The 18,326-nt window shown below is 42.8% G+C and carries 18 protein-coding genes and 1 pseudogene; 15 read left to right on the top strand and 4 right to left on the bottom strand.

Annotated features, from left to right (window positions below; all coding sequences use genetic code 11):
* Positions 1-394: 394 nt before the first annotated feature.
* From H538_RS27030 to yhfH, 4 genes are all read left to right on the top strand, one after another.
* Positions 395-520, top strand: a complete 126-nt coding sequence (locus H538_RS27030) for a hypothetical protein (protein ID WP_281172222.1) — start codon at positions 395-397, stop codon at positions 518-520.
* A 59-nt stretch (positions 521-579) separates the two neighbouring features.
* Positions 580-1,065 (top strand): SRPBCC family protein, encoded by a 486-nt coding sequence (locus H538_RS0122760; RefSeq protein ID WP_026679541.1) that lies wholly within the window; start codon positions 580-582, stop codon positions 1,063-1,065.
* A gap of 176 nt (positions 1,066-1,241) precedes the next feature.
* Complete coding sequence (locus H538_RS0122755; protein ID WP_026679540.1) at positions 1,242-2,105, top strand: AraC family transcriptional regulator; 864 nt, start codon at positions 1,242-1,244, stop codon at positions 2,103-2,105.
* A gap of 201 nt (positions 2,106-2,306) precedes the next feature.
* Positions 2,307-2,435, top strand: a complete 129-nt coding sequence (yhfH, locus tag H538_RS25925; RefSeq protein ID WP_081412789.1) for a protein YhfH — start codon at positions 2,307-2,309, stop codon at positions 2,433-2,435.
* A 74-nt stretch (positions 2,436-2,509) separates the two neighbouring features.
* Here the strand turns inward: yhfH and H538_RS0122745 are convergent, their stop codons facing one another.
* The gene (locus tag H538_RS0122745) at positions 2,510-2,839 is read right to left on the bottom strand and encodes a DUF3870 domain-containing protein (RefSeq protein ID WP_035352078.1); all 330 of its coding nucleotides are present in this window, start codon (positions 2,837-2,839) and stop codon (positions 2,510-2,512) included.
* A gap of 134 nt (positions 2,840-2,973) precedes the next feature.
* Here H538_RS0122745 and H538_RS0122740 point away from each other — a divergent pair, with 134 nt between their 5' ends.
* The 3 genes from H538_RS0122740 (at position 2,974) to H538_RS0122730 (ending at position 5,555) form a co-directional block, all read left to right on the top strand.
* Positions 2,974-3,249 (top strand): hypothetical protein, encoded by a 276-nt coding sequence (locus H538_RS0122740; RefSeq protein ID WP_026679538.1) that lies wholly within the window; start codon positions 2,974-2,976, stop codon positions 3,247-3,249.
* A gap of 119 nt (positions 3,250-3,368) precedes the next feature.
* Positions 3,369-4,631: an alkaline phosphatase gene (locus tag H538_RS0122735; RefSeq protein WP_026679537.1), complete on the top strand. Its 1,263-nt coding sequence runs from the start codon at positions 3,369-3,371 to the stop codon at positions 4,629-4,631.
* A gap of 147 nt (positions 4,632-4,778) precedes the next feature.
* Entirely contained in the window at positions 4,779-5,555 is a 777-nt protein-coding gene (locus H538_RS0122730) for a class I SAM-dependent methyltransferase (protein WP_026679536.1), read from the top strand.
* Positions 5,556-5,759: 204 nt separating this feature from the next.
* On the opposite strand, the gene H538_RS0122725 is transcribed toward H538_RS0122730, so the two are convergent.
* Positions 5,760-6,752, bottom strand: coding sequence for a WD40/YVTN/BNR-like repeat-containing protein (locus tag H538_RS0122725; RefSeq protein WP_026679535.1), 993 nt, complete (start codon positions 6,750-6,752; stop codon positions 5,760-5,762).
* 222 nt (positions 6,753-6,974) lie between these two features.
* On the opposite strand from H538_RS0122725, the pseudogene H538_RS27225 reads away from it, so the two are divergent.
* The 5 genes and pseudogenes from H538_RS27225 to H538_RS0122705 form a co-directional block, all read left to right on the top strand.
* Positions 6,975-8,057 (top strand): annotated as a pseudogene (locus tag H538_RS27225) (glycosyltransferase family 2 protein); the annotation flags it as partial.
* Positions 8,058-8,429: 372 nt separating this feature from the next.
* Positions 8,430-9,740, top strand: coding sequence for a nucleotide sugar dehydrogenase (locus H538_RS27220; protein WP_081412790.1), 1,311 nt, complete (start codon positions 8,430-8,432; stop codon positions 9,738-9,740).
* A gap of 122 nt (positions 9,741-9,862) precedes the next feature.
* Positions 9,863-11,389 carry a glycosyltransferase family 2 protein gene (locus H538_RS0122715; RefSeq protein ID WP_035352074.1) on the top strand — a complete coding sequence of 509 codons (1,527 nt, stop codon included), beginning with the start codon at positions 9,863-9,865 and terminating at the stop codon, positions 11,387-11,389.
* A gap of 96 nt (positions 11,390-11,485) precedes the next feature.
* The gene (locus H538_RS0122710) at positions 11,486-11,725 is read left to right on the top strand and encodes a hypothetical protein (RefSeq protein WP_026679533.1); all 240 of its coding nucleotides are present in this window, start codon (positions 11,486-11,488) and stop codon (positions 11,723-11,725) included.
* A 213-nt stretch (positions 11,726-11,938) separates the two neighbouring features.
* Positions 11,939-12,337 (top strand): hypothetical protein, encoded by a 399-nt coding sequence (locus H538_RS0122705; RefSeq protein WP_026679532.1) that lies wholly within the window; start codon positions 11,939-11,941, stop codon positions 12,335-12,337.
* Positions 12,338-12,381: 44 nt separating this feature from the next.
* Here the strand turns inward: H538_RS0122705 and H538_RS27235 are convergent, their stop codons facing one another.
* The gene (locus H538_RS27235; protein ID WP_026679531.1) at positions 12,382-12,612 is read right to left on the bottom strand and encodes a YczF family membrane protein; all 231 of its coding nucleotides are present in this window, start codon (positions 12,610-12,612) and stop codon (positions 12,382-12,384) included.
* A 191-nt stretch (positions 12,613-12,803) separates the two neighbouring features.
* Here H538_RS27235 and H538_RS0122690 point away from each other — a divergent pair, with 191 nt between their 5' ends.
* Genes H538_RS0122690 through H538_RS0122680 form a run of 3 tightly spaced genes read left to right on the top strand, consistent with a single transcriptional unit; the run spans position 12,804 to position 16,761 of the window.
* Positions 12,804-14,423 (top strand): spore germination protein, encoded by a 1,620-nt coding sequence (locus tag H538_RS0122690; protein ID WP_026679530.1) that lies wholly within the window; start codon positions 12,804-12,806, stop codon positions 14,421-14,423.
* Positions 14,413-15,633 carry a Ger(x)C family spore germination protein gene (locus H538_RS0122685; protein ID WP_026679529.1) on the top strand — a complete coding sequence of 407 codons (1,221 nt, stop codon included), beginning with the start codon at positions 14,413-14,415 and terminating at the stop codon, positions 15,631-15,633. The genes H538_RS0122690 and H538_RS0122685 overlap by 11 nt, the downstream gene beginning before the upstream one ends.
* Positions 15,634-15,663: 30 nt before the next feature.
* Positions 15,664-16,761: a GerAB/ArcD/ProY family transporter gene (locus H538_RS0122680; protein ID WP_026679528.1), complete on the top strand. Its 1,098-nt coding sequence runs from the start codon at positions 15,664-15,666 to the stop codon at positions 16,759-16,761.
* A gap of 72 nt (positions 16,762-16,833) precedes the next feature.
* Here H538_RS0122680 and bcaP read toward each other — a convergent pair whose 3' ends face one another.
* Positions 16,834-18,234, bottom strand: coding sequence for a branched-chain amino acid transporter BcaP (gene bcaP / locus H538_RS0122675; protein WP_026679527.1), 1,401 nt, complete (start codon positions 18,232-18,234; stop codon positions 16,834-16,836).
* Between the last annotated feature and the right edge of the window lie 92 nt (positions 18,235-18,326).

The following is an 18,326-nucleotide window of genomic DNA, read 5'->3' as shown; positions in this document are numbered from 1 at the left end:
ATCCCCCACTTCCTAAGTGAAAAATACTGTTTTTTTGGGTTTTGGTTTTTCAAAAATTTTAGTTTTTTATTAAAAGGAACTTTTTCAGTGGCTTCGGCCGGAGGTAAAATTTTGTCCGATAGAACATTTACAAGAAGCCCTGATGTAGAACTATTTTCATATTTTCAATACAATAAAGGTAATTGGGCACTGTCACTTTTCAAATGGGTTATTAGCAATTTATCATTTTCGTCAGGAAAGAGTGAAATGAAAAAGACGAATGACTTGATCCAAAACAGGCGATAAAAGAGAGTGCGACTTTCGGCCGCCAATAGCAATAAGCTTGATGTACTCCTATATGAAAACAATCGCGTGAAGCACTTTTTATTCTTCAGTTGCCGACAAGGTCGATGACGTGAATCAACAGGTGAAACCCGGATCGATCATTTTGCTTCATCCGATATATGATCAAACAGGAAACGAATTGAAAACGATTGAAGGGATCTTAAGCTCTTTATCGAAAAAGGGTATCAGTTTGTGACGGTTAATGAGATGTAATACCGATCGTTGGCAAGCTTTCTTAAAAGGAGGAAGATGAAAATGCTAGCAACAATTGAAAAAGTTGAAGATGGGTATATTGCCCGCTTTGAACGGCTATTCGAGCATCCGGTCGAACAAGTGTGGGCAGCTTTGACGGAGAATGAAATACTGGAAAAATGGATGCCGAATCTGCAAGTGAAGGATCTTCGAAAGGGAGGAACCATTCACTTTGATATGAAGGATGGGTCGGGAACATTAATTGATATGGAAATTTTGGACTTCAAGCCCTTATCCGTCCTCGAATTCATCTGGGGTGCAGATCGGGTTCGCTTTGAACTATCGGAAAAACCAGACGGATGCCTGCTCGTTTTGAATGAATGGATCGGCACATTAACTGACCATACTCCAAAAGATTTAGCAGGTTGGCATGTTTGCCTGGATGTTTTGAAGGCTTTGCTCAATGGTCATGTAATGGACTTTCCAAAAGGTGAATGGGAAGAATGGCACAAAAAGTATGTAATGACAATAAATCGGATTCAAAACTAACTTCTGCTACACACTGCAAGGGGCTGTCACAAAAAGTCACGTTTCAATGACTTTCTGGACAGCCCTTTTCCTTTTCCAAAAACGACGGATTTGAAATGAAAAATTAGCCAATAGCACAAAAAATCAAAAAAGAGGCTAAATCGTAATGTATGATGAAAACAAGGACGGTGAACATTTTGGATTATTATAAACGCATTCAAGCGGGAGTGGATTTGATCGAAGAAAAGTTGAAAGAACCGTTGGCCATTCAAGAAATCGCTCTGGAAGCAGGATTTTCTCCCTTTTATTTTCAACGATTGTTCCAAGCGATCAGCGGGTTTTCCACGCAAGGTTATATTCGAAAAAGGCGGTTAAGCGAGGCGGCGAAACGCCTGGCACAATCTGATGAAAGAATCATTGATATCGCTTTTGATTATCAATATCAGTCACAGGAAGCGTTTACCCGTGCATTTACAGATCTTTTTGGAATCACTCCGGCGAAGTATAGAAAAAATCCCGGGTGCATTTCATTTCAAAACAAATTGAATTTTTTAGATTTCAATAAACGAAAAGGAGATGATTTGATGATTCCTAAACCAGTTTTTAAAGAATTGGAAACTAGACACATTTACGGATGCGAATATAAAACCAACTTGAACGATGGCCGGCATTATAAAGAGATCCCGGGTTTTTATGAAGATTTTAGAGTAAATGAGCATTATTTGAAAGTTCCTGATAAAACCCCCGATCAAGCGTATGGCGTCGCATGCCGTTTCCAGGATGAGGGAGAATTCTCTTTTGTAATAGGAGGGGAGGTCGACCGAGATACCAGAGTAACAGTGGAAGGATTCACTATTGTGGAATTGCCGGCCGGATTATATGCAACCTTTCCGAATACGGATGAAGTGCCTTCCATCAGGGACTATATTTATGGAGTATGGCTGCCGAATAGCCAGTATGAAAGAAGGGAAGGCCCTGATTTTGAAATAACCGATCTTACAAAAAGCATGGAGCAACAGCGTGTGGTAATGACAATTTATATCCCCATAAAAAATAAATAGTTCGTACAAAAGGTGAACCAGCTTGATCTGATTCGCCTTTTTGTGCTTTGGTTATAGGGCTTGCGTTCAGCCTTTGATTTGATCTACGCTGCAAAAAATTAAGTTTTCTAAATTTTTTTAAAAAATAGTGTAACAGGTATTGAATTATCAAAGTTGTTATAGTACAATGGGTGCAACAACGAAACAGAGGAGGAATCAAACATGGTGACATTGGAATTTTACCGTAACTTGCCAAAGAAAGTTTGTCGGGAATGTGGGTGTGAGATCGAAGAGCAACATGAATCATACATTTACGAATGCGAGCATTGCATGAGAAAACACGAAGAATAGGAGAAACAGATGAAAGTGGAAGAATATTTATGATGGCCCTGTTATTCAGAAGATGAATAAACAGGGCTTGTTTTTTATAAAAAAGATCCGGATTGCTCTTTAATATAAACGTACTGTTTATAAGCATCTTTAATGGCGGCAATTAATGCGGATTGAGCCTTGCCGTAATAATGGCTCCCAATTGCCTCCACAATCGGTTCGACACCATCAAGTAAACTATGCCCTTTCAGCAGCTGCCCGAGAAAATCCTGGGCGTGCCCAGTTGCGAGTGTACAAGAAGCATCGATAATGACCCAATATTTTAAATCTGCCTCGAGCGTAACCGTTAACGTATGATAAACGTCGCTTGCCGCCATCCCCTGTGGAAGCTTCGCATGTCCCGCCAGCATGACCGTTCTTTTCATTCCTAAGCCCCTCCTGATCTATCAGCGTTGTTTTAATTTAACTCTACTACAGTCCCTGTGAAAAGGAAATGAATTTGTAAAGCAGGCTTGATTGCGTTATAAAGGAAGTAAGTAAAATTTGGGAGGCAGAAATAATGATCGCTTATGAGTATGACCAAAATGATCTTTCCATTAAAGAGCAAATGAACGGGGACGATTTTGAATTTTTTATGAAAGCGAAAACAGAAGAGGTTGTCAGAAAGCTGCACGAAATCCGCGATTTTTTTGATAAAAACGATACATATACGGACGTGTTGTTTTATCCTTATCCGGACCACGAATATCAAATGATCGTCAGGAAAGATTTCTATGTAGATTTTCTAGTAAGCCTATTTAAGCATCAGTTACTTACAAGCTTGACGTGGAAATAATCACCTTCATTCCGGAGGTGTTTTTTAAATGATCCTTTACAATCACTCAACCTGGCCTTAATAAAACTCTTTTATAGTGATGGTAGAAAGAAAAAATCTTAAGGAGTGGAGTGGTACGAGTGGTTAAGAAGAAAGCAATGGCGGGTGCTGTATTATCTCTTGCGGCAATTGCAGGGCTTGGATTGAGCCAGATTACCGATGCCCACGGACCGAACAAAGCAAAATTTCATCATCCTGAAAAGGCGAAAAATGTCATTCTCTTTGTAGGAGATGGAATGGGGGCGGCTCACCGTGAAGCGATCCGGCTTGCTACTGTTGGACAAAAAGGAAAACTTGCAATGGACGATATGCCGTATGCCGGAATCGTCCATACAAGCTCTACATCCGCCGTGACGGATTCAGCAGCCGCTGCAACAGCGATGGCTACTGGTGTCAAGACATATAACGGAGCCATCGGAGTGGATCCGAATAAAAAATCAGTGAAAACAATCCTTGAAATGGCACATGATGCAGGCAAGTCAACGGGTCTGGTGACAACGAGCCAGATCACAGATGCCACCCCGGCCGCGTTTGGCGCCCATGTAACCGATCGCAAGAAGCAGAGCGATATTGCCAAACAATACATTGAAAAGAGCAAAGTGGATGTGCTTCTTGGCGGAGGAGAAGATTATTGGTACCCGGCTGGCGAACCGGGCAAATTTGAAGACCATTCGGCAAAAGATGAATCCGAGCAAAGTAAAGGAACAGAGGGCAATCTAGTAAAAAAAGCGCAAAAACTGGGCTATCAATATGTGACGAATAAAGAGGAACTAGAGAAAACGAACAGCAAAAAACTTTTAGGACTTTTTGCGAATGAAGAAATGTTTGAACAACGGCCAGAAGGCGAGGGAGACGTATACGACCCTGTCGTGCCGCTGCCGGAAATGACGAAAAAAGCCATCGACACGCTTTCAGCGAATAAAAAAGGATTCTTTTTAATGGTAGAGGAAGAAGGAATCGACGAAATGTCCCATGAAAACAATGCGGAGAAAATGATTAAAGCGGGCAGGCAACTAGATCAGTCCGTGGAAGTTGCGAAAAAATATGCAAAAAAACATCCAGATACGTTAGTCCTTGTCGTGGCCGACCATGAGTGCGGCGGTCTCACGATTGAAGAAGTAGACGGGAAAGATGAATCCGGCGATGGAATTTCGAAGGAAGACGGGCCGTTCAAAGTAGCTAACAGCACGAATCAGTTCACGATTGACTGGACGACGACTGGCCATGGCGGAGTAACTGTGCCTTTAACGGCGACTGGCGCCGGTGCCAAACAATTTGAAGGCATATATGAAAATACCCATATTTTCAATGCGCTGAAAAAAACGATGGGATTAAAGAAATAATGATGCAGACGGCCACCCAATTGAGCGGGTGGTCGTTTTTATAATTTCATAAGAAAAAGTTATCAATAATCATAAAGTAAAAAACATTTAATTATGTAAAGGATTTGGTTAAAATGAAAATAGATGAAATGAAAGAAGGCGATTCATATGGCCATCGATTTTCATAGCAGGGAAAATCGTTCAAGCTATTCGACAAGGGCAGCGGATCCAACTTGGGTAAAAAAAATTAATGATTTATGTGATGTTAAAGGCAAAAAAGTTTTGGACATTGGCTGCGGCGGCGGAATCTATACGAAGGCGCTTGCCATGATGGGGGCCTCATCGGTTACAGGGGTGGATTTTTCAAGACAGCAACTATTATCGGCGAAAGAGAACTGCAGAGGATATTCGAATATCGACTTTCGATTGGGCGATGCATTGGATACAAAATTGGAAAATGACCGGTTTGACATTGTCCTAGAAAGAGCCGTCATCCATCACATCAAAGATTTAACTTTGTGCGCCAATGAAATTTACCGCGTTTTAAAAACTGGTGGCATATGCATCATTCAAGACCGAACACCTGAAGATTGCTTGGTGGAAGGAAGCAAATCCCACATCAGAGGTTATTTTCTTGAAAAGTTCCCTCCTTTGATCCGTAAAGAAACATTAAGAAGACATTCAAGCGAGAAAGTACGCGATGCATTGCAAGAAGCAGGGTTCAAAGATAGCAAAGAATACAAACTTTGGGAAGTTAGAAAAACTTATAATGACATAGAGGAATTAGTCAGAGATCTCATGAACCGAACCGGCCGTTCAATTTTGCACGAACTAACGGATCGCCAACTTGAAGAACTTGCAGTGTACATTAAAAGGCAGAATTTTAAGCCGGGAGAACCAATTGTTGAAAAAGACCGATGGACAATCTGGCATGCGGTAAAATAATCGAATCGTTTAATTTATCTACGCTTAAAACGACAGATGCCTGCCATCTGTCGTTTATTCTACATCTATCAAAAAAGGATTTTTTAAAGGATAGATAGATTCAGATTTTGATAGGTTTGGATTGAAACAGACGAACATCGTTTTTGATTCATGAAAAGGCTGCCGATCACGTCACCGGCAGCCCGAGGGAAGTTTCCCCTATAATTAATGGATGGTAAATTGAATTTCCTCCCAACTCTTCCCCCTGTTTTTTGTATGAAGAATGGATTTCTTCGAGCATGCCCATCCATTGTGTGGATCTGTAAAATGGAGGCAGCGCGTCCCTTTGAGAAGATCCGCTTGCGTCCAAATCTCCCACTTTTTGAACTCCTTCTTGCTCTTATAGACGGCTCCGGCCTCTGCATCAATCGCCCGGCCGTGGTGTGCATCAATAAATGAAAGAGCGCCTCCTCCAGTAAAAGGAATCTCGTTTGAAGCCTTCCATGTTTGCCCAAGATTATGAGAAGTAAAGAACATCAGCGACTTTGTTGAACCATCATCCGTCATGACAGGAACGATAAGCAGATCATCTAAAGAGACCGGTTTGAAACAGGTCATCGCCTGCGCCGGGGAAGTCTCTTCTGATAGAAATGGCAAGTTCACCAATCTCCAGTTCTTTCCCCCATTGTTCGTCTTATATAAGCACGAGGGATTGCTCTGAGCTTTTACAGCTACCCAGCCGTCCATTTCATTGATGAATCGAATTCCAACCGGGACACCCGCAATCGGGACATGTCCAACTTTTCCCCATGTTTTGCCGCCATTCCGGGTTCTGTACAATATAGTAGAGAAAGGATCACTTGAAGCCAATAGCCAACCATTTTTTTTGCAGCTAAAATCAATGAAAGCGCTTAATGGTCTTCCATCTTCTTCGATTGGGAGAAGAGAATGCCCCCAGCTTTTCCCTTTATTGTGTGTAAAAAATACAGTCGGCGATAAAATTCCCTCTACCGAAACATAGCCAAATAAATAGGCAGTCTCCAGCCCGAAAAAAAACATTGATCGAATCATCGAATGTTCGGGTGTCACGTTTTTCCAATTCGAGGCGCCATCTTCGGTATAAAAAATCTCCATTCCTTCATTTTCTTCATTTTTCGCTCCCAGCCAACCGGCTTTATTGCTCCTCATTTGTATGCATTGTAAATGTATCTGTGCCATTTCCTCACCTCATAAAATTTCTTTTCATCATGTTATGCAAAATGAAAGAATGATTCTTCTAGTATTTATCACGGTGAAACTAGCATCAAATAACCATTTTCACTAGATTGTATTTCTGTCCGAGCACGAACCTTCTCTCACTGTATACATTAGTATTACTTGAGTGAAGAAGATCAATAGACTGATAAAAACACTCAATGAAAATCGAAGGGAGAGAAGCAAATGAACGTATCTATCATCATTCCGGTTCAAAACGAAGAAGCCACTCTCGCCCCTGTTTTAGAAGAATTGCAACAGTTAGCGCCTTATGAAATCGTCGTCGTTGTTAATGGTTCGACAGATCGCTCCAGGGAAATTGCCGAAAACTATGGATGTAACATAGTTTATTTTAAAGAGCCTCTTGGAATTGATGTCGGCAGGGCTATTGGCGCAAAAGCAGCAAAGGGTGATATTCTTCTATTTGTAGATGGGGACATTGTGATTGGGCATCAACAGCTCATTCCTTTTATAAAAGCCATTGAAGAAGGATGGGATATTGCACTAAATGATTTAGATTGGACGCTTAAACGGAAAATTCGCCCGCATCCAACCGCTGTCGCCAAGTTTGCCGTTAACCATATGCTTGGCAGGGGGGATCTGTCAATTGGATCGATGGTAGCTATTCCACATGCGATCAAGAAAACGGCATTGGAGAAAATCGGATGGCGGGCTCTTGCTTGTCCTCCACTTGCCTATTCCATGGCGGTCTTAAATCAACTTAAAATCGTCGCTCCAGCTTCCGTTGATGTCATCGGCACAAATAAAATCCGCCCAAATCATCATGGGAAAATGGAAGGATCGCCGTTTTCATTTTCAACAAGTGTCATTATAGGTGACCATCTTCAGGCCATATCCAGGCTTATTGCTGAAAGAGGGCCGCGCGGAGGGCTGACTGACGGAAACCGGAACCGATCCTTTCTCCACCATTATCCCCAACCCTCCAAGCCGCGTGACAAGAAAGCGAAATTCAGCGCCATAATACCGGCTGGCAAGGAGCCTGATACAATTAAAGGCGTTATTGATGAGGTGAAGAAAGCAGGAGTAGATGAAATCATTGTCGTATTAAATGGGGCAGATAAACAGACGAAACAACGAGCTATGGATGCGGGAGCTGAAATTGTCGAATTTAAAGATCCACTCGGCCATAACATCCCGCGGGCCATTGGGGCGATGCACAGCACGGGCGAAATTTGCCTGTTTATAGACAGCGATTTTATCGTTAAAGCTGAGGATCTCGTTCCATTTTTAAAAGCGGCGGAGGATGGCGTCGATGTGGCGCTGAATGACCTGGAATGTTTACTTGACCTATACCAGCCGCTTCATGCAGTCAGTGCTGCCAAATATTTGTTAAATAGCGCCTTGAAGCGCCCCGATTTAACGATGAACTCTTTAACCGCTGTGCCGCATGCGATCCGCCGAAACGTAATTGAAAGGATAGGTTTTGATTATTTAATGAACCCTCCGCTATTCCAGGCGAAAGCCCTATTAGAAGGGTTCAACGTGAAGCCCGTACATTACGTTGATGTCATCAAGCCGAACCGCCTGCGCAAAGAACATATCCGTGTGAAAGGCCGGGTGGCATCTACGGATCGGATTCTGGGGGATCATGTCGAAGCATTTGGCCATCTTTTTCATGTCATAAATGACCGATGTGGATATACGGACGGAAAAAGAAAATGGGAGTTCCTTGGAAATCATCATTCTGCTGAACGAAAAAAGGTTGCTGTTATCGGCCTCGGCTATGTCGGTCTCCCGCTTGCCCTTCATATCGCCAGTGAAAATTACGAAGTGGCCGGAATCGATATGGATCCTCGAAAAATTGAAAGTCTCCAAAAGGGGAAAAGCTATATTCCCGACGTTTCTGATTCAACAGTCGCCGAACGAATGAATGGACGTTTCAAAGCGATGCTTCCTGAAAACGGAAGCGAATCAGTAAAACAAGCATCCTATATTATCATCACCGTTCCTACACCGATTAATGAAAAGGGCGAGCCGGATTTAGAAGCAATGGTTTCGGCTACCCATTTTATCGAAAAGCATCTCCAAAATGGACAAACATTGATTTATGAAAGCTCGACTTATCCTGGAACGATGGAAGATGTGATTTTGCCCATTTTGTCCAAAAAAGGCATGAAAGTCGGGGAAGATTTTTTTCTATGTTATTCGCCGGAAAGAATTGATCCCGCCAATAAAAACTTTACGTTAAAGTCCATTCCAAAAATTGTGAGTGGGCAGACGAAGCAATGTTTAGAAAAGATCAAGTCGTTTTACGGAACGATCTTTGATCAGCTCGTGCCCGTCAGTTCGCCGAAAATCGCCGAATTAGCGAAAATTTTTGAGAATGTCCAGCGACTTGTTAATATTTCGCTCGTTAACGAAATCGATACATTATGCCGGAAACTTAACATTGATTTTTATGAATCATTACAGGCTGCTTCAACAAAGCCTTTTGGATTTACGCCGTATTGGCCGGGTCCTGGCATCGGTGGTCATTGTATACCGGTTGACCCGCTCTATCTCCAATGGAAGCTCGGGCAACATGGCCTTACAAGCCAGCTGATTCAGTCGGCTTGCGAAATTAACGACAATATGCCAAAAGAAGTAGCAGAGCGTGTGAAAAATGCACTTGAGGAGGATGAAAAGAATATACTGGTGATCGGACTTACTTATAAAAAAGACGTAAATGATGTGCGAGAGTCCCCTGCATTGAAAATATTCAAAACGCTTTTGGCGGAAAACTATAATGTCTGCTATCATGATCCATACATTCCATCAGTTGTGCTGGACGGCAACATCCATCAGTCCATTCCATTGTCTGAAATGACACTCAATGTATTCGATCTTGTCCTTATACTGACCGATCACTCTGGCGTTGATTATGAACTCCTTTCAGGGGCAAAGAAGATCATCGATACACGCGGGGTGTTAGCAAAAAGACAACGCAGTTAACCTTTGCCTTCATTTCATAGAAAATGAAGGCATTTTTTTACATGAAAATTAGCAGCTTGCAAGTTTATGCATTTAAGAAAATGTTTTCCTAGACATTTTCATTATAAGAAAGGAGTATAGAATTGGATAAAAAGCAATCTATAATTATTTCCGTTTGTGATGATAGACCGGCATTTGAACGGGCCCTTCAGTCTTGCCGTCAGCTTTCCCCTTATGAAATCATTGTCGTTGCCCATCCTGCTTGCGAACAGTCGATCAAGGCCGCAGCCAAATATGCCTGCCGGGTTATTCCCTGCCATGATCTTGAAACTCATAAAGGCCATGCACTGGGCGCCAAAGAAGCTACTGGAGACATATTATTGTTCGTTCCTTCCGATGTTGCGATTACGGCAGGCACATTAAAAAAATTTCTTCAACCGTTAATAGAAGGGACAGCGGACGTGGCAATCAATAAAATGGATTATTGGTTTTATAAAAAAGGGCAGCCTCAAGAAGCCGTTGTCTTCCCGCAAATGACGAACCAATTTTTTCGGCGCCCCGATTTGAAAATGGACTCTACTGTATTCGTTCCTTATGCGATGACAAAAGAAGTAGTCGATAAGATTCACGCAGATAATCTCGCCCACCCGGTCATTGCCTATTTTAAAATGATCCAGTACTCATTTAGAATCGTCAATCAATTGCCAATCGGCGATGTTTCAATGTATTTAAAAAAGATGGCGGAAACAAACGGTCCTGCACGTTCTATTTCCGAAAAACGGATGATCGATTACCATCTGGAGGCGATTTCTTTTTGGATCAAACAGTCGGGGGATCCAAGAGGCGGCCATTTTGACGGAGGAAGAAGGCGGGACATCGTAGAAGGATTAAAGTCTCATGGAGTAAGGACAGGACCAAACATCATTCCTGGTTGGGGACATCAACCGGAGAATGACGAGGAGAACCGGCTCTCTATCATTATTCCCGCTCAAAATGAAGCGAAAGTGATAGGTTTTATTATAGAAGAATGCCGAAAATTAGAACCGTTTGAAATCATTGTTGTGGCAAATGGCTCAACAGATAAAACGGAAAAAGTAGCACGACAATACGGGGCAACGGTAATCGTTTATAAGCAAAAACTTGGCCATGATGTGGGGAGAGCAGTTGGGGCTTATTTTGCCAGCGGTGACATTTTGCTTTTTATGGACGGAGATTTTGTGATTCCTGCAGTTGATCTGTTTCCATTTGTCCACGCCGTCGAACGCGGAGTCGATGTAGCGCTCAATGACTTAAATCATTATCTTACTAGCCGCACTCCGCTTCATATTGTGACAGCTTGTAAATATGCGATCAATGTGGCGTGCGGACGAAAGGATCTGGGGGCTGGTTCTACCGTTGCGGTTCCTCATGCACTCAGTAAAAAATGCGTGGAACAAATAGGCTTTGAAGCGCTCGCCACACCGGTTTACGCTCAAATTCAAGCCATTTTAAACGGACATATCGTCCAGAATGTTCATCGGATCGAAGTGGATAAAATGAATCGAACTCGTCCAAGTCAACATTTTTCAAAGAAAAAAGGCGAATTAGCGCCAACTACCTCCCTAATTATCGGCGATCATATCGAAGCATTTTTCCACCTGGCGAATCACTGTCAGAAATCCTCCTCCTAAACTATTATCCATTATAAAAAAGGCAAATAGATTGATATAAATGCCGTTTCTCCCTTTTAAAATCGACATAGTATGTTGGATAAAGGGGGGAAACCAATGTCTTGCACAAATCAACATTGTTTTGATATATGTTTTAAGGTTGTCATCGACACGGTCAATGATAGTGTTGAAACATTCGTAGATTGCGGCGACCAATGTTCCGGCATAGATATAGACTTTCATGATGGAATCATTACCATCGTCTTGCCGTTAGTCGCCTGTGTAGATACAACCTTAAATGATGATTTAAGTGTATCAGGTCAATTAGTTAGTCTTTCTTTTCCGCATTACCTCTAATTTGTGCTCTGGTCATGTTGCAGAAAAAGGTGTGCTTTATATTGGCACACCTTTTTAATTGTACCTTTCGCCAAATAATTGATACCCGCACTGAATTGACGAATGGATGGAAAACAACAATAAGAGTAGTGCAGAACGACAAGCGTCCCATAACAGGTATTCATAAATCTGTTGATAAAAAATAAATATAGTTGGAGAAAGGGGTGATGGTGGATGAGTGAACAAAACGGACAGTACGTTGAACAAGAACGGGAGAGACATGTGCATTCGCTTTGCAAACAGCATATGTATTGCCATGTGGTCGTAACGATGCAAGATGGAACAAAGACGGATGGAATTATATATCAAGTCGATGATCAAAATGTGTATATGCTTATCCCGAAAAAGCAAGCTGGCCATGGAGGAAGCGGACAATACCCGGGCAGGCAAGAGGCGGAAGACCAAAGGTTTTTTGGTCCGTTCGGTGTTGGACCCTGGGGGCCGGGGGGCGGTGGAAGATGGTGGTATTACTATCAATGGTATCAACCCGCCACTTTTCCGCTCGCATCAATTACAGGAATCACATTATTCCCATTTCCATACTATTACCCGGCATATCCATATATCTGGTAACATAAGAAAACCAATCGTCAGCTGAACGATTGGTTTTCTCGCATTTAGGAATTGGTTTTGCTCTTTCTTCCTTGATATAGTGAAACTGCCGACTTGACTAGAAATAAAAAAATAAAAAAATAGAGAAGGACTAATTCTGGAAGTTCCATCAGACGAAAGGGGCTTAACGCATTTTTTAGGGAAGTTATCAGGTCAGAGCCCATCAGGATATCGATGCAAAGGGATAGGCCAGCTAATAATCCCATTAACAAAATGGCAATGCCGAAAATTTTCATGTTTTGATCACTCTCCACCGTCTATTTTATCCTTTCAGAGGCTGCAGTATTATACAAACTTGCCTTGATGCCGGATTCCAATAGGCAGCCGGGATATTTTTCATTTATGAAGTGAATAAAAAATTTCGTATACTCCAATAACTGGCAGGGGAAAATGGAAAATAAAAGCCGATGAAAGGAAATCATGGACCATGCCTTCATTTTTCAAGAATCGGAAAGAAAAAAAGGATGATCAGGACGAAAAAAACAGCAAAAAATTGCCCCAGTTCATGGGTGAAACGCTTGCTGGAAATCTTGAAATTATTAAACAAAGGACTGGAAACAGTACGGATGTAGTTATCCGCATATTGAACATTGGCTTTCAATCAGAAATCAAAGCGGCGATTGTTTATGTTGAAGGCATCGTGAATGATGAATCGGTCAATGATTTTTTAATTGAGTCAATAACGAATAATCGTGCGTTAAAAGAGCGAATGACGAAGCAAAATGTGCTAGAGACCATTGCTGAAGAAACAATTGCGCTCGGGAACGTCCAGACGGTAAACAAATGGGACGAGCTGTTGGTTTCATTAATGTCGGGCGAAACAATCATTATCATTGATGGAACAAATGAAGCGATAATTGCTGGCACGAAAGGCGGAGAAAAACGCTCAATATTGGAACCGAGTACCGAGTTGTCGGTCCGCGGTTCTAGATCTAGCTTTACAGAATCGATCCGAACCAATACGGCCATGGTGCGACGAATCATAAAAAACCCGAATTTATGGCTCGAGTCAATTAAAATCGGCAAAGTGACGAAAACTGATGTTTCGATCATGTATATAAAAGGAATCGCTAATGATGAAATCATCGAAGAAGTGCGCAAACGTTTAACTAGTATTGACATCGACAGCATATTGGAGTCGGGGTATATTGAACAGCTAATTGAAGACCAGACGATGACAACCTTTCCAACTCTTTACCATACAGAAAGGCCCGATATGGTCGCGGGAAATCTCCTGGAAGGAAGAGTTGCGATTTTTGTAGACGGAACTCCATTTGTGCTGCTTGTGCCAGTGGTTTTCATTCAATTTTTCCAGTCTGTCGATGATTATTATGTTCGTTATGATATAGCGACGGCCATTCGATTTTTACGAATTTTTGTTTTTTTTATATCCTTGATCGGACCCGCTTCATATGTCGCGATTACAACATTCCATCAGGAGATGATCCCGACGTTGCTGGCCATCGCTATAGCAGCGCAGCGAGAAGCGGTGCCTTTTCCGGCGCTTGTTGAAGCTCTCATGATGGAAGTGGCTCTTGAAATTTTAAGGGAGGCGGGAATTCGCATGCCTAGGGCCATTGGATCCGCGGTCTCCATCGTGGGGGCGCTTGTTATCGGACAGGCTGCGGTGCAGGCTAGCATCGTTTCACCGGCCATGGTGATTGTTGTCTCCATCACGGCGATCGCCAGTTTTGCCACACCATCATTTGCGATTGCGATCTCCGCCCGTTTAGTCCGGTTTCTATTTATGCTCGCGGCAGCAACGATTGGCTTTTATGGCATCATTCTCGGATTTATTATGTTGATCGTCCATTTGTGCAGCCTACGTTCATTTGGCGTTCCATACATGTCGCCGCTTGCTCCATTGATTCCAGTAAATACAGGAGATACGGTCGTCCGGGTGCCGTGGTGGACCTTGAGGCAAAGACCAAGATTGATCGGCAATAAAAATAATGTTCGAGAGGGGAAGGGACAAAGGCCAGTCCCCCCTGAAAACCGTGGAATGGTAAATAACATGATTGAAAAAGGTGATCGGGATGATTCGTAAATGGATAGTCATGTTATTAATGATGATAGGCGTTACGCTCATTTCAGGATGCTGGAGCAAAAAGGAGTTAACCGACCTGGCATTGATTGCAGCTTTTGGAATTGATCTAGACAAAGAAGGAAGGTATGTTGGAACGTTGCAAATTGTCAATCCATCAAACGTAGCTGGCAGCCAGCAACCCGGTGGAGGCGGCGGACAGGGCACGGCTGTTTCTGTTCTTTCCACAACTGGAGACAATTTAGATGAAGTAAGCCGGAGGGCGTCTACGAAAATCTCAAGAAGGCTCTATTACGCACATGCCAACGTTATTGTTATTAGCGAAAAATTGGCCAAAAAAGAAGGAATCAACAGCATTCTTGATGCGTTTGATCGCGATCCTGAATTCCGAAATACGGCGACATTGGTAATAGCTCGCGGTACGAAGTCGGCGGATATTTGCAGGGCGTTAACAATCATCGATAAAATTCCGGCCAATAAAATCATCAAGACATTAAAAACGACGGAAAATAGATGGGGGGAAAATATCTTCACCAACATTCAGGATGTTATGAAGTCGCTCGTTTCTGACGGAAAAGAGCCTGTCATCACTGGGATCCAGTTAAACGGGGATCCCAGGCAGGCGAAAAATCTGGAGAATCTCCAAGTTTCATCTCCAGAAGCGATTTTGCAAACTAACGGTCTTGGCGTTTTTAAAGATGGAAAGCTAATCGATTGGTTTAACGGGAAAAGAGCCAGGGGAGTTGTATGGATTCTTAATAAAATCAAGTCCACGGACGTGAACATCAATTGGAGAGAAAAAAAAGATGCCATTGCATATGAAGTGATCCGCGAAAAAACGAGCGTCTCCGCCACTATGAAAAACGGCAACCCCAGGATGTCGATTCATGTCCGTGCAGAAGGAAACATCGGCGAGGCAAGGGCTCCAGTCAATTTAACCGATCCGGGTGTCTTGAAAAAAATTGAAAAAGTATTAAAAAAAGAAATCAAACATGAGATACAGGATGCTGTTCAGGCTGCCCAGAAAAATAAAGCGGATATTTTCGGATTTGGCGAAGCGGTTCACCGTTCCGCTCCGGATGAATGGAAAAAAATGAAACTCGATTGGAACGACAAATACTTCCCGAAATTAAAAGTTAACGTCAAGGTGGAAGCATTCGTACGTCGTACGGGCTTACGAAACAAGCCTTATAGCTCTAATATCGGGAAATAGCTAAATGATCTTAAAAAAGGTTGTGACAGGGTGGAAAAGGCGAAACTCAGCGCATACCAGCTGTTTGTCCTCGTATTATTGTTTGAACTAGGTAGCGCGATATTGGTTCCCCTTGCGATCGATGTAAAGCAAGATGCCTGGCTGGCCATTCTCCTCGGAATGGCGGGCGGCTGTTTCCTATTTTTAATTTACCTCTGCCTTTATTATTACTACCCCAACATTCCGCCGGCCATCTATATGCAAAAAATTATGGGAAAAGCGATAGGGAGGGCACTTGCCTTATTATACATTCTCTATTTTACGTACCTCGCGTCCCGGGTGCTTCGGGATTTCGGGGAAATGCTGGTGACTTTCGCCTATCCGGATACGCCGATGTTCATCGTGAACGCATTATTGATGATGGCGATCGTTTATACAATAAGCAAGGGAATTGAAGTATTGGCCCGGGCTGGGGAATTGCTTTTTGTATTAATTTATTTGCTTGCCATAACCGGCTTTATTCTAATTGTCGTATCGGGTTTGATCGACATCAATAACTTAAAGCCAATGCTGGAAGAGGGTATTTCGCCTGTAATAAAAGTCGTATTTACTCAAACGTTGTATGTTCCGTTTGGAGAAGCGATTGCATTTACGACGATTTTGCCTTATTTAAATAATCCAAAAAAGGCGAGAGTGACGGCTATATCATCACTCTGGTTAAGCGGCATCAATTTAGCTCTTGCCATGGCCATTAACATTAGCGTACTCGGTGTTGATCTTGCTTCACGTTCGCAATTTCCTCTTCTTTCAACGATACAGAGCATACAGGTAGCAGATTTTTTAGAACGACTTGATGTTTTTTTTATGCTAGCCTTGATTATTGGCGGGTTCTGCAAGATCGGCGTATATTTATATGCAGCGGTTTCAGGGGCGGCAAGCTTATTTAACGTTAAAAAGCCTTCGAAGCTTGTTTATCCAATCGGACTCGTCGTTTTAATTGTATCGCTCGCGATTGCCAGCAATTTTGCTGAGCACTTAAAAGAGGGGCTGCAGGTTGTTACGATTTTAATGCATTTTCCGTTTCAAGTAATCATTCCGTTGCTTCTTCTTTTTATCGCTTTTTTAAAAAATAGGAAAAAAACAGGGTGATGGAGATGGCCGGGTTTTCTGCTAAAGCCTATTTGGGCATGAAAAAAACAGCGCCGGCTAACGGCACTGTCCTTAAACAACATTTTCTTTCTTTTGGCCGGTTTCATTTAGCCGGCTGTTCCTATAGCCATACGTAAAGTAAATGATGAGTCCGAGTGCCAGCCAGATCAAGAATCCCTTCCATGTAAACGCCTGTAGCTGGAACATTAAATAGACGCAGAAAATAACGGCTAAGGCTGGTATGAAGGGAACCCATGGCGTCTTAAACCCGCGTTTGATGTCAGGACGGGTTTTGCGCAATACAGCAACGCCAAGAGAAACGGCGGAGAAAGCGAATAACGTCCCAATGTTCGTCAACTCGGCCAATTTATCAAGCGGAACCAGTCCGGCAAATGCAGAAACCAATAGCCCGGTTACCCATGTGCTCGTCATCGGAACCTTTCTTTTCGGATGGACGTTAGAAAGCCTCTTCGGGAGTAGCCCATCCCTGCTGATAGAATAGAACAAGCGGGTCTGGCCGAACATCATGACGATAAGGACCGTTGTAATTCCGACAATGGCTCCGAGTGAAATGAATCCTGCCGCCCAATCCTGATGGATGAACTGCAATGCAAATGCAACCGGGTCTTTCACTCCTAGCTTTTGGAATGGAACAATTCCTGTAAGAATTAATGAAACAATAATATATAAAATGGTACATATCGATAATGCCGATATAATGCCAATTGGCAAATTGCGCTGCGGATTCCTCACTTCTTCAGCTGCCGTAGAAACGGCGTCAAAGCCAAAGTAGGCAAATACGACCACCGCAGCTCCCGTAGCCACTCCGGAAAAGCCGAATGGCATAAACGGAGCCCAGTTCACGGGTTTGACGTACCAAACCCCAACGGCAATAAAGAGAAGAACGACCGCGATTTTAATAATGACCATAATAGCGTTGAATTTGGCCGACTCCTTAACCCCTCTGGAAAGAATAAATGTAACCAGTAAAACGATGAGAACAGCGGGCAAATCAATGATCGTGCCTTTCGCCGGATCAAACGCACTTGTCAGAAAAGTCGGAAAATGAATCCCGAATCCTGATAACAGCCCCTGGAAATACCCGGACCAGCCACTGGCCACAGCTGATGACGCGAGGCCGTACTCCAGCACTAAATCCCAGCCCAGAATCCAGGCTACGATTTCGCCAAAAGCAACATAACTATAAGTGTAAGCGCTTCCAGACTCCGGCATCATCGAGGCAAATTCAGAATAGCATAGCGCCGCAAATGCGCAGGCTAAACCGGCAATTATAAACGAAAGGATGAGTGCAGGTCCTGCATATTTTGCAGCAGCGACTCCAGTTAAGACAAAAATTCCAGTTCCAATGATTGCTCCGACTCCGAGCATGGTTAAGTCCATTGCTCCTAGTACCTTTTTGAGCGAACTTTCTGAATTTTTTCCTCCTATTGTTTTTTTGCGAAATAAGTTCATGCCAATCCTCCTGTAGCAAAAAATATAGTCGATTTTTGTCAAATCTTCTACGAATATTTTATCCAAAACCAAACTTTTAGTAAAGTGGTAAA

Origin of the sequence: Fictibacillus gelatini DSM 15865 (assembly GCF_000430745.1) — a bacterium.
Classification (GTDB): domain Bacteria; phylum Bacillota; class Bacilli; order Bacillales; family Fictibacillaceae; genus Fictibacillus_A; species Fictibacillus_A gelatini.
This window is presented reverse-complemented; position numbering and strand designations above follow the sequence as displayed.

What these genes read in the sequence shown, in the direction of transcription:
- H538_RS0122705 (WP_026679532.1), top strand. Translation starts at nt 11,939, where the DNA reads ATGAGTGAACAAAACGGACAGTACGTTGAACAAGAACGGGAGAGACAT.
- H538_RS0122730 (WP_026679536.1), top strand. Translation starts at nt 4,779, where the DNA reads ATGGCCATCGATTTTCATAGCAGGGAAAATCGTTCAAGCTATTCGACA.
- H538_RS0122725 (WP_026679535.1), bottom strand. Translation starts at nt 6,752, where the DNA reads ATGGCACAGATACATTTACAATGCATACAAATGAGGAGCAATAAAGCC.
- bcaP (WP_026679527.1), bottom strand. Translation starts at nt 18,234, where the DNA reads ATGAACTTATTTCGCAAAAAAACAATAGGAGGAAAAAATTCAGAAAGT.
- H538_RS27235 (WP_026679531.1), bottom strand. Translation starts at nt 12,612, where the DNA reads ATGAAAATTTTCGGCATTGCCATTTTGTTAATGGGATTATTAGCTGGC.
- H538_RS0122710 (WP_026679533.1), top strand. Translation starts at nt 11,486, where the DNA reads ATGTCTTGCACAAATCAACATTGTTTTGATATATGTTTTAAGGTTGTC.
- H538_RS0122690 (WP_026679530.1), top strand. Translation starts at nt 12,804, where the DNA reads ATGCCTTCATTTTTCAAGAATCGGAAAGAAAAAAAGGATGATCAGGAC.
- H538_RS0122685 (WP_026679529.1), top strand. Translation starts at nt 14,413, where the DNA reads ATGATTCGTAAATGGATAGTCATGTTATTAATGATGATAGGCGTTACG.
- yhfH (WP_081412789.1), top strand. Translation starts at nt 2,307, where the DNA reads ATGGTGACATTGGAATTTTACCGTAACTTGCCAAAGAAAGTTTGTCGG.
- H538_RS0122740 (WP_026679538.1), top strand. Translation starts at nt 2,974, where the DNA reads ATGATCGCTTATGAGTATGACCAAAATGATCTTTCCATTAAAGAGCAA.
- H538_RS0122745 (WP_035352078.1), bottom strand. Translation starts at nt 2,839, where the DNA reads ATGAAAAGAACGGTCATGCTGGCGGGACATGCGAAGCTTCCACAGGGG.
- H538_RS0122760 (WP_026679541.1), top strand. Translation starts at nt 580, where the DNA reads ATGCTAGCAACAATTGAAAAAGTTGAAGATGGGTATATTGCCCGCTTT.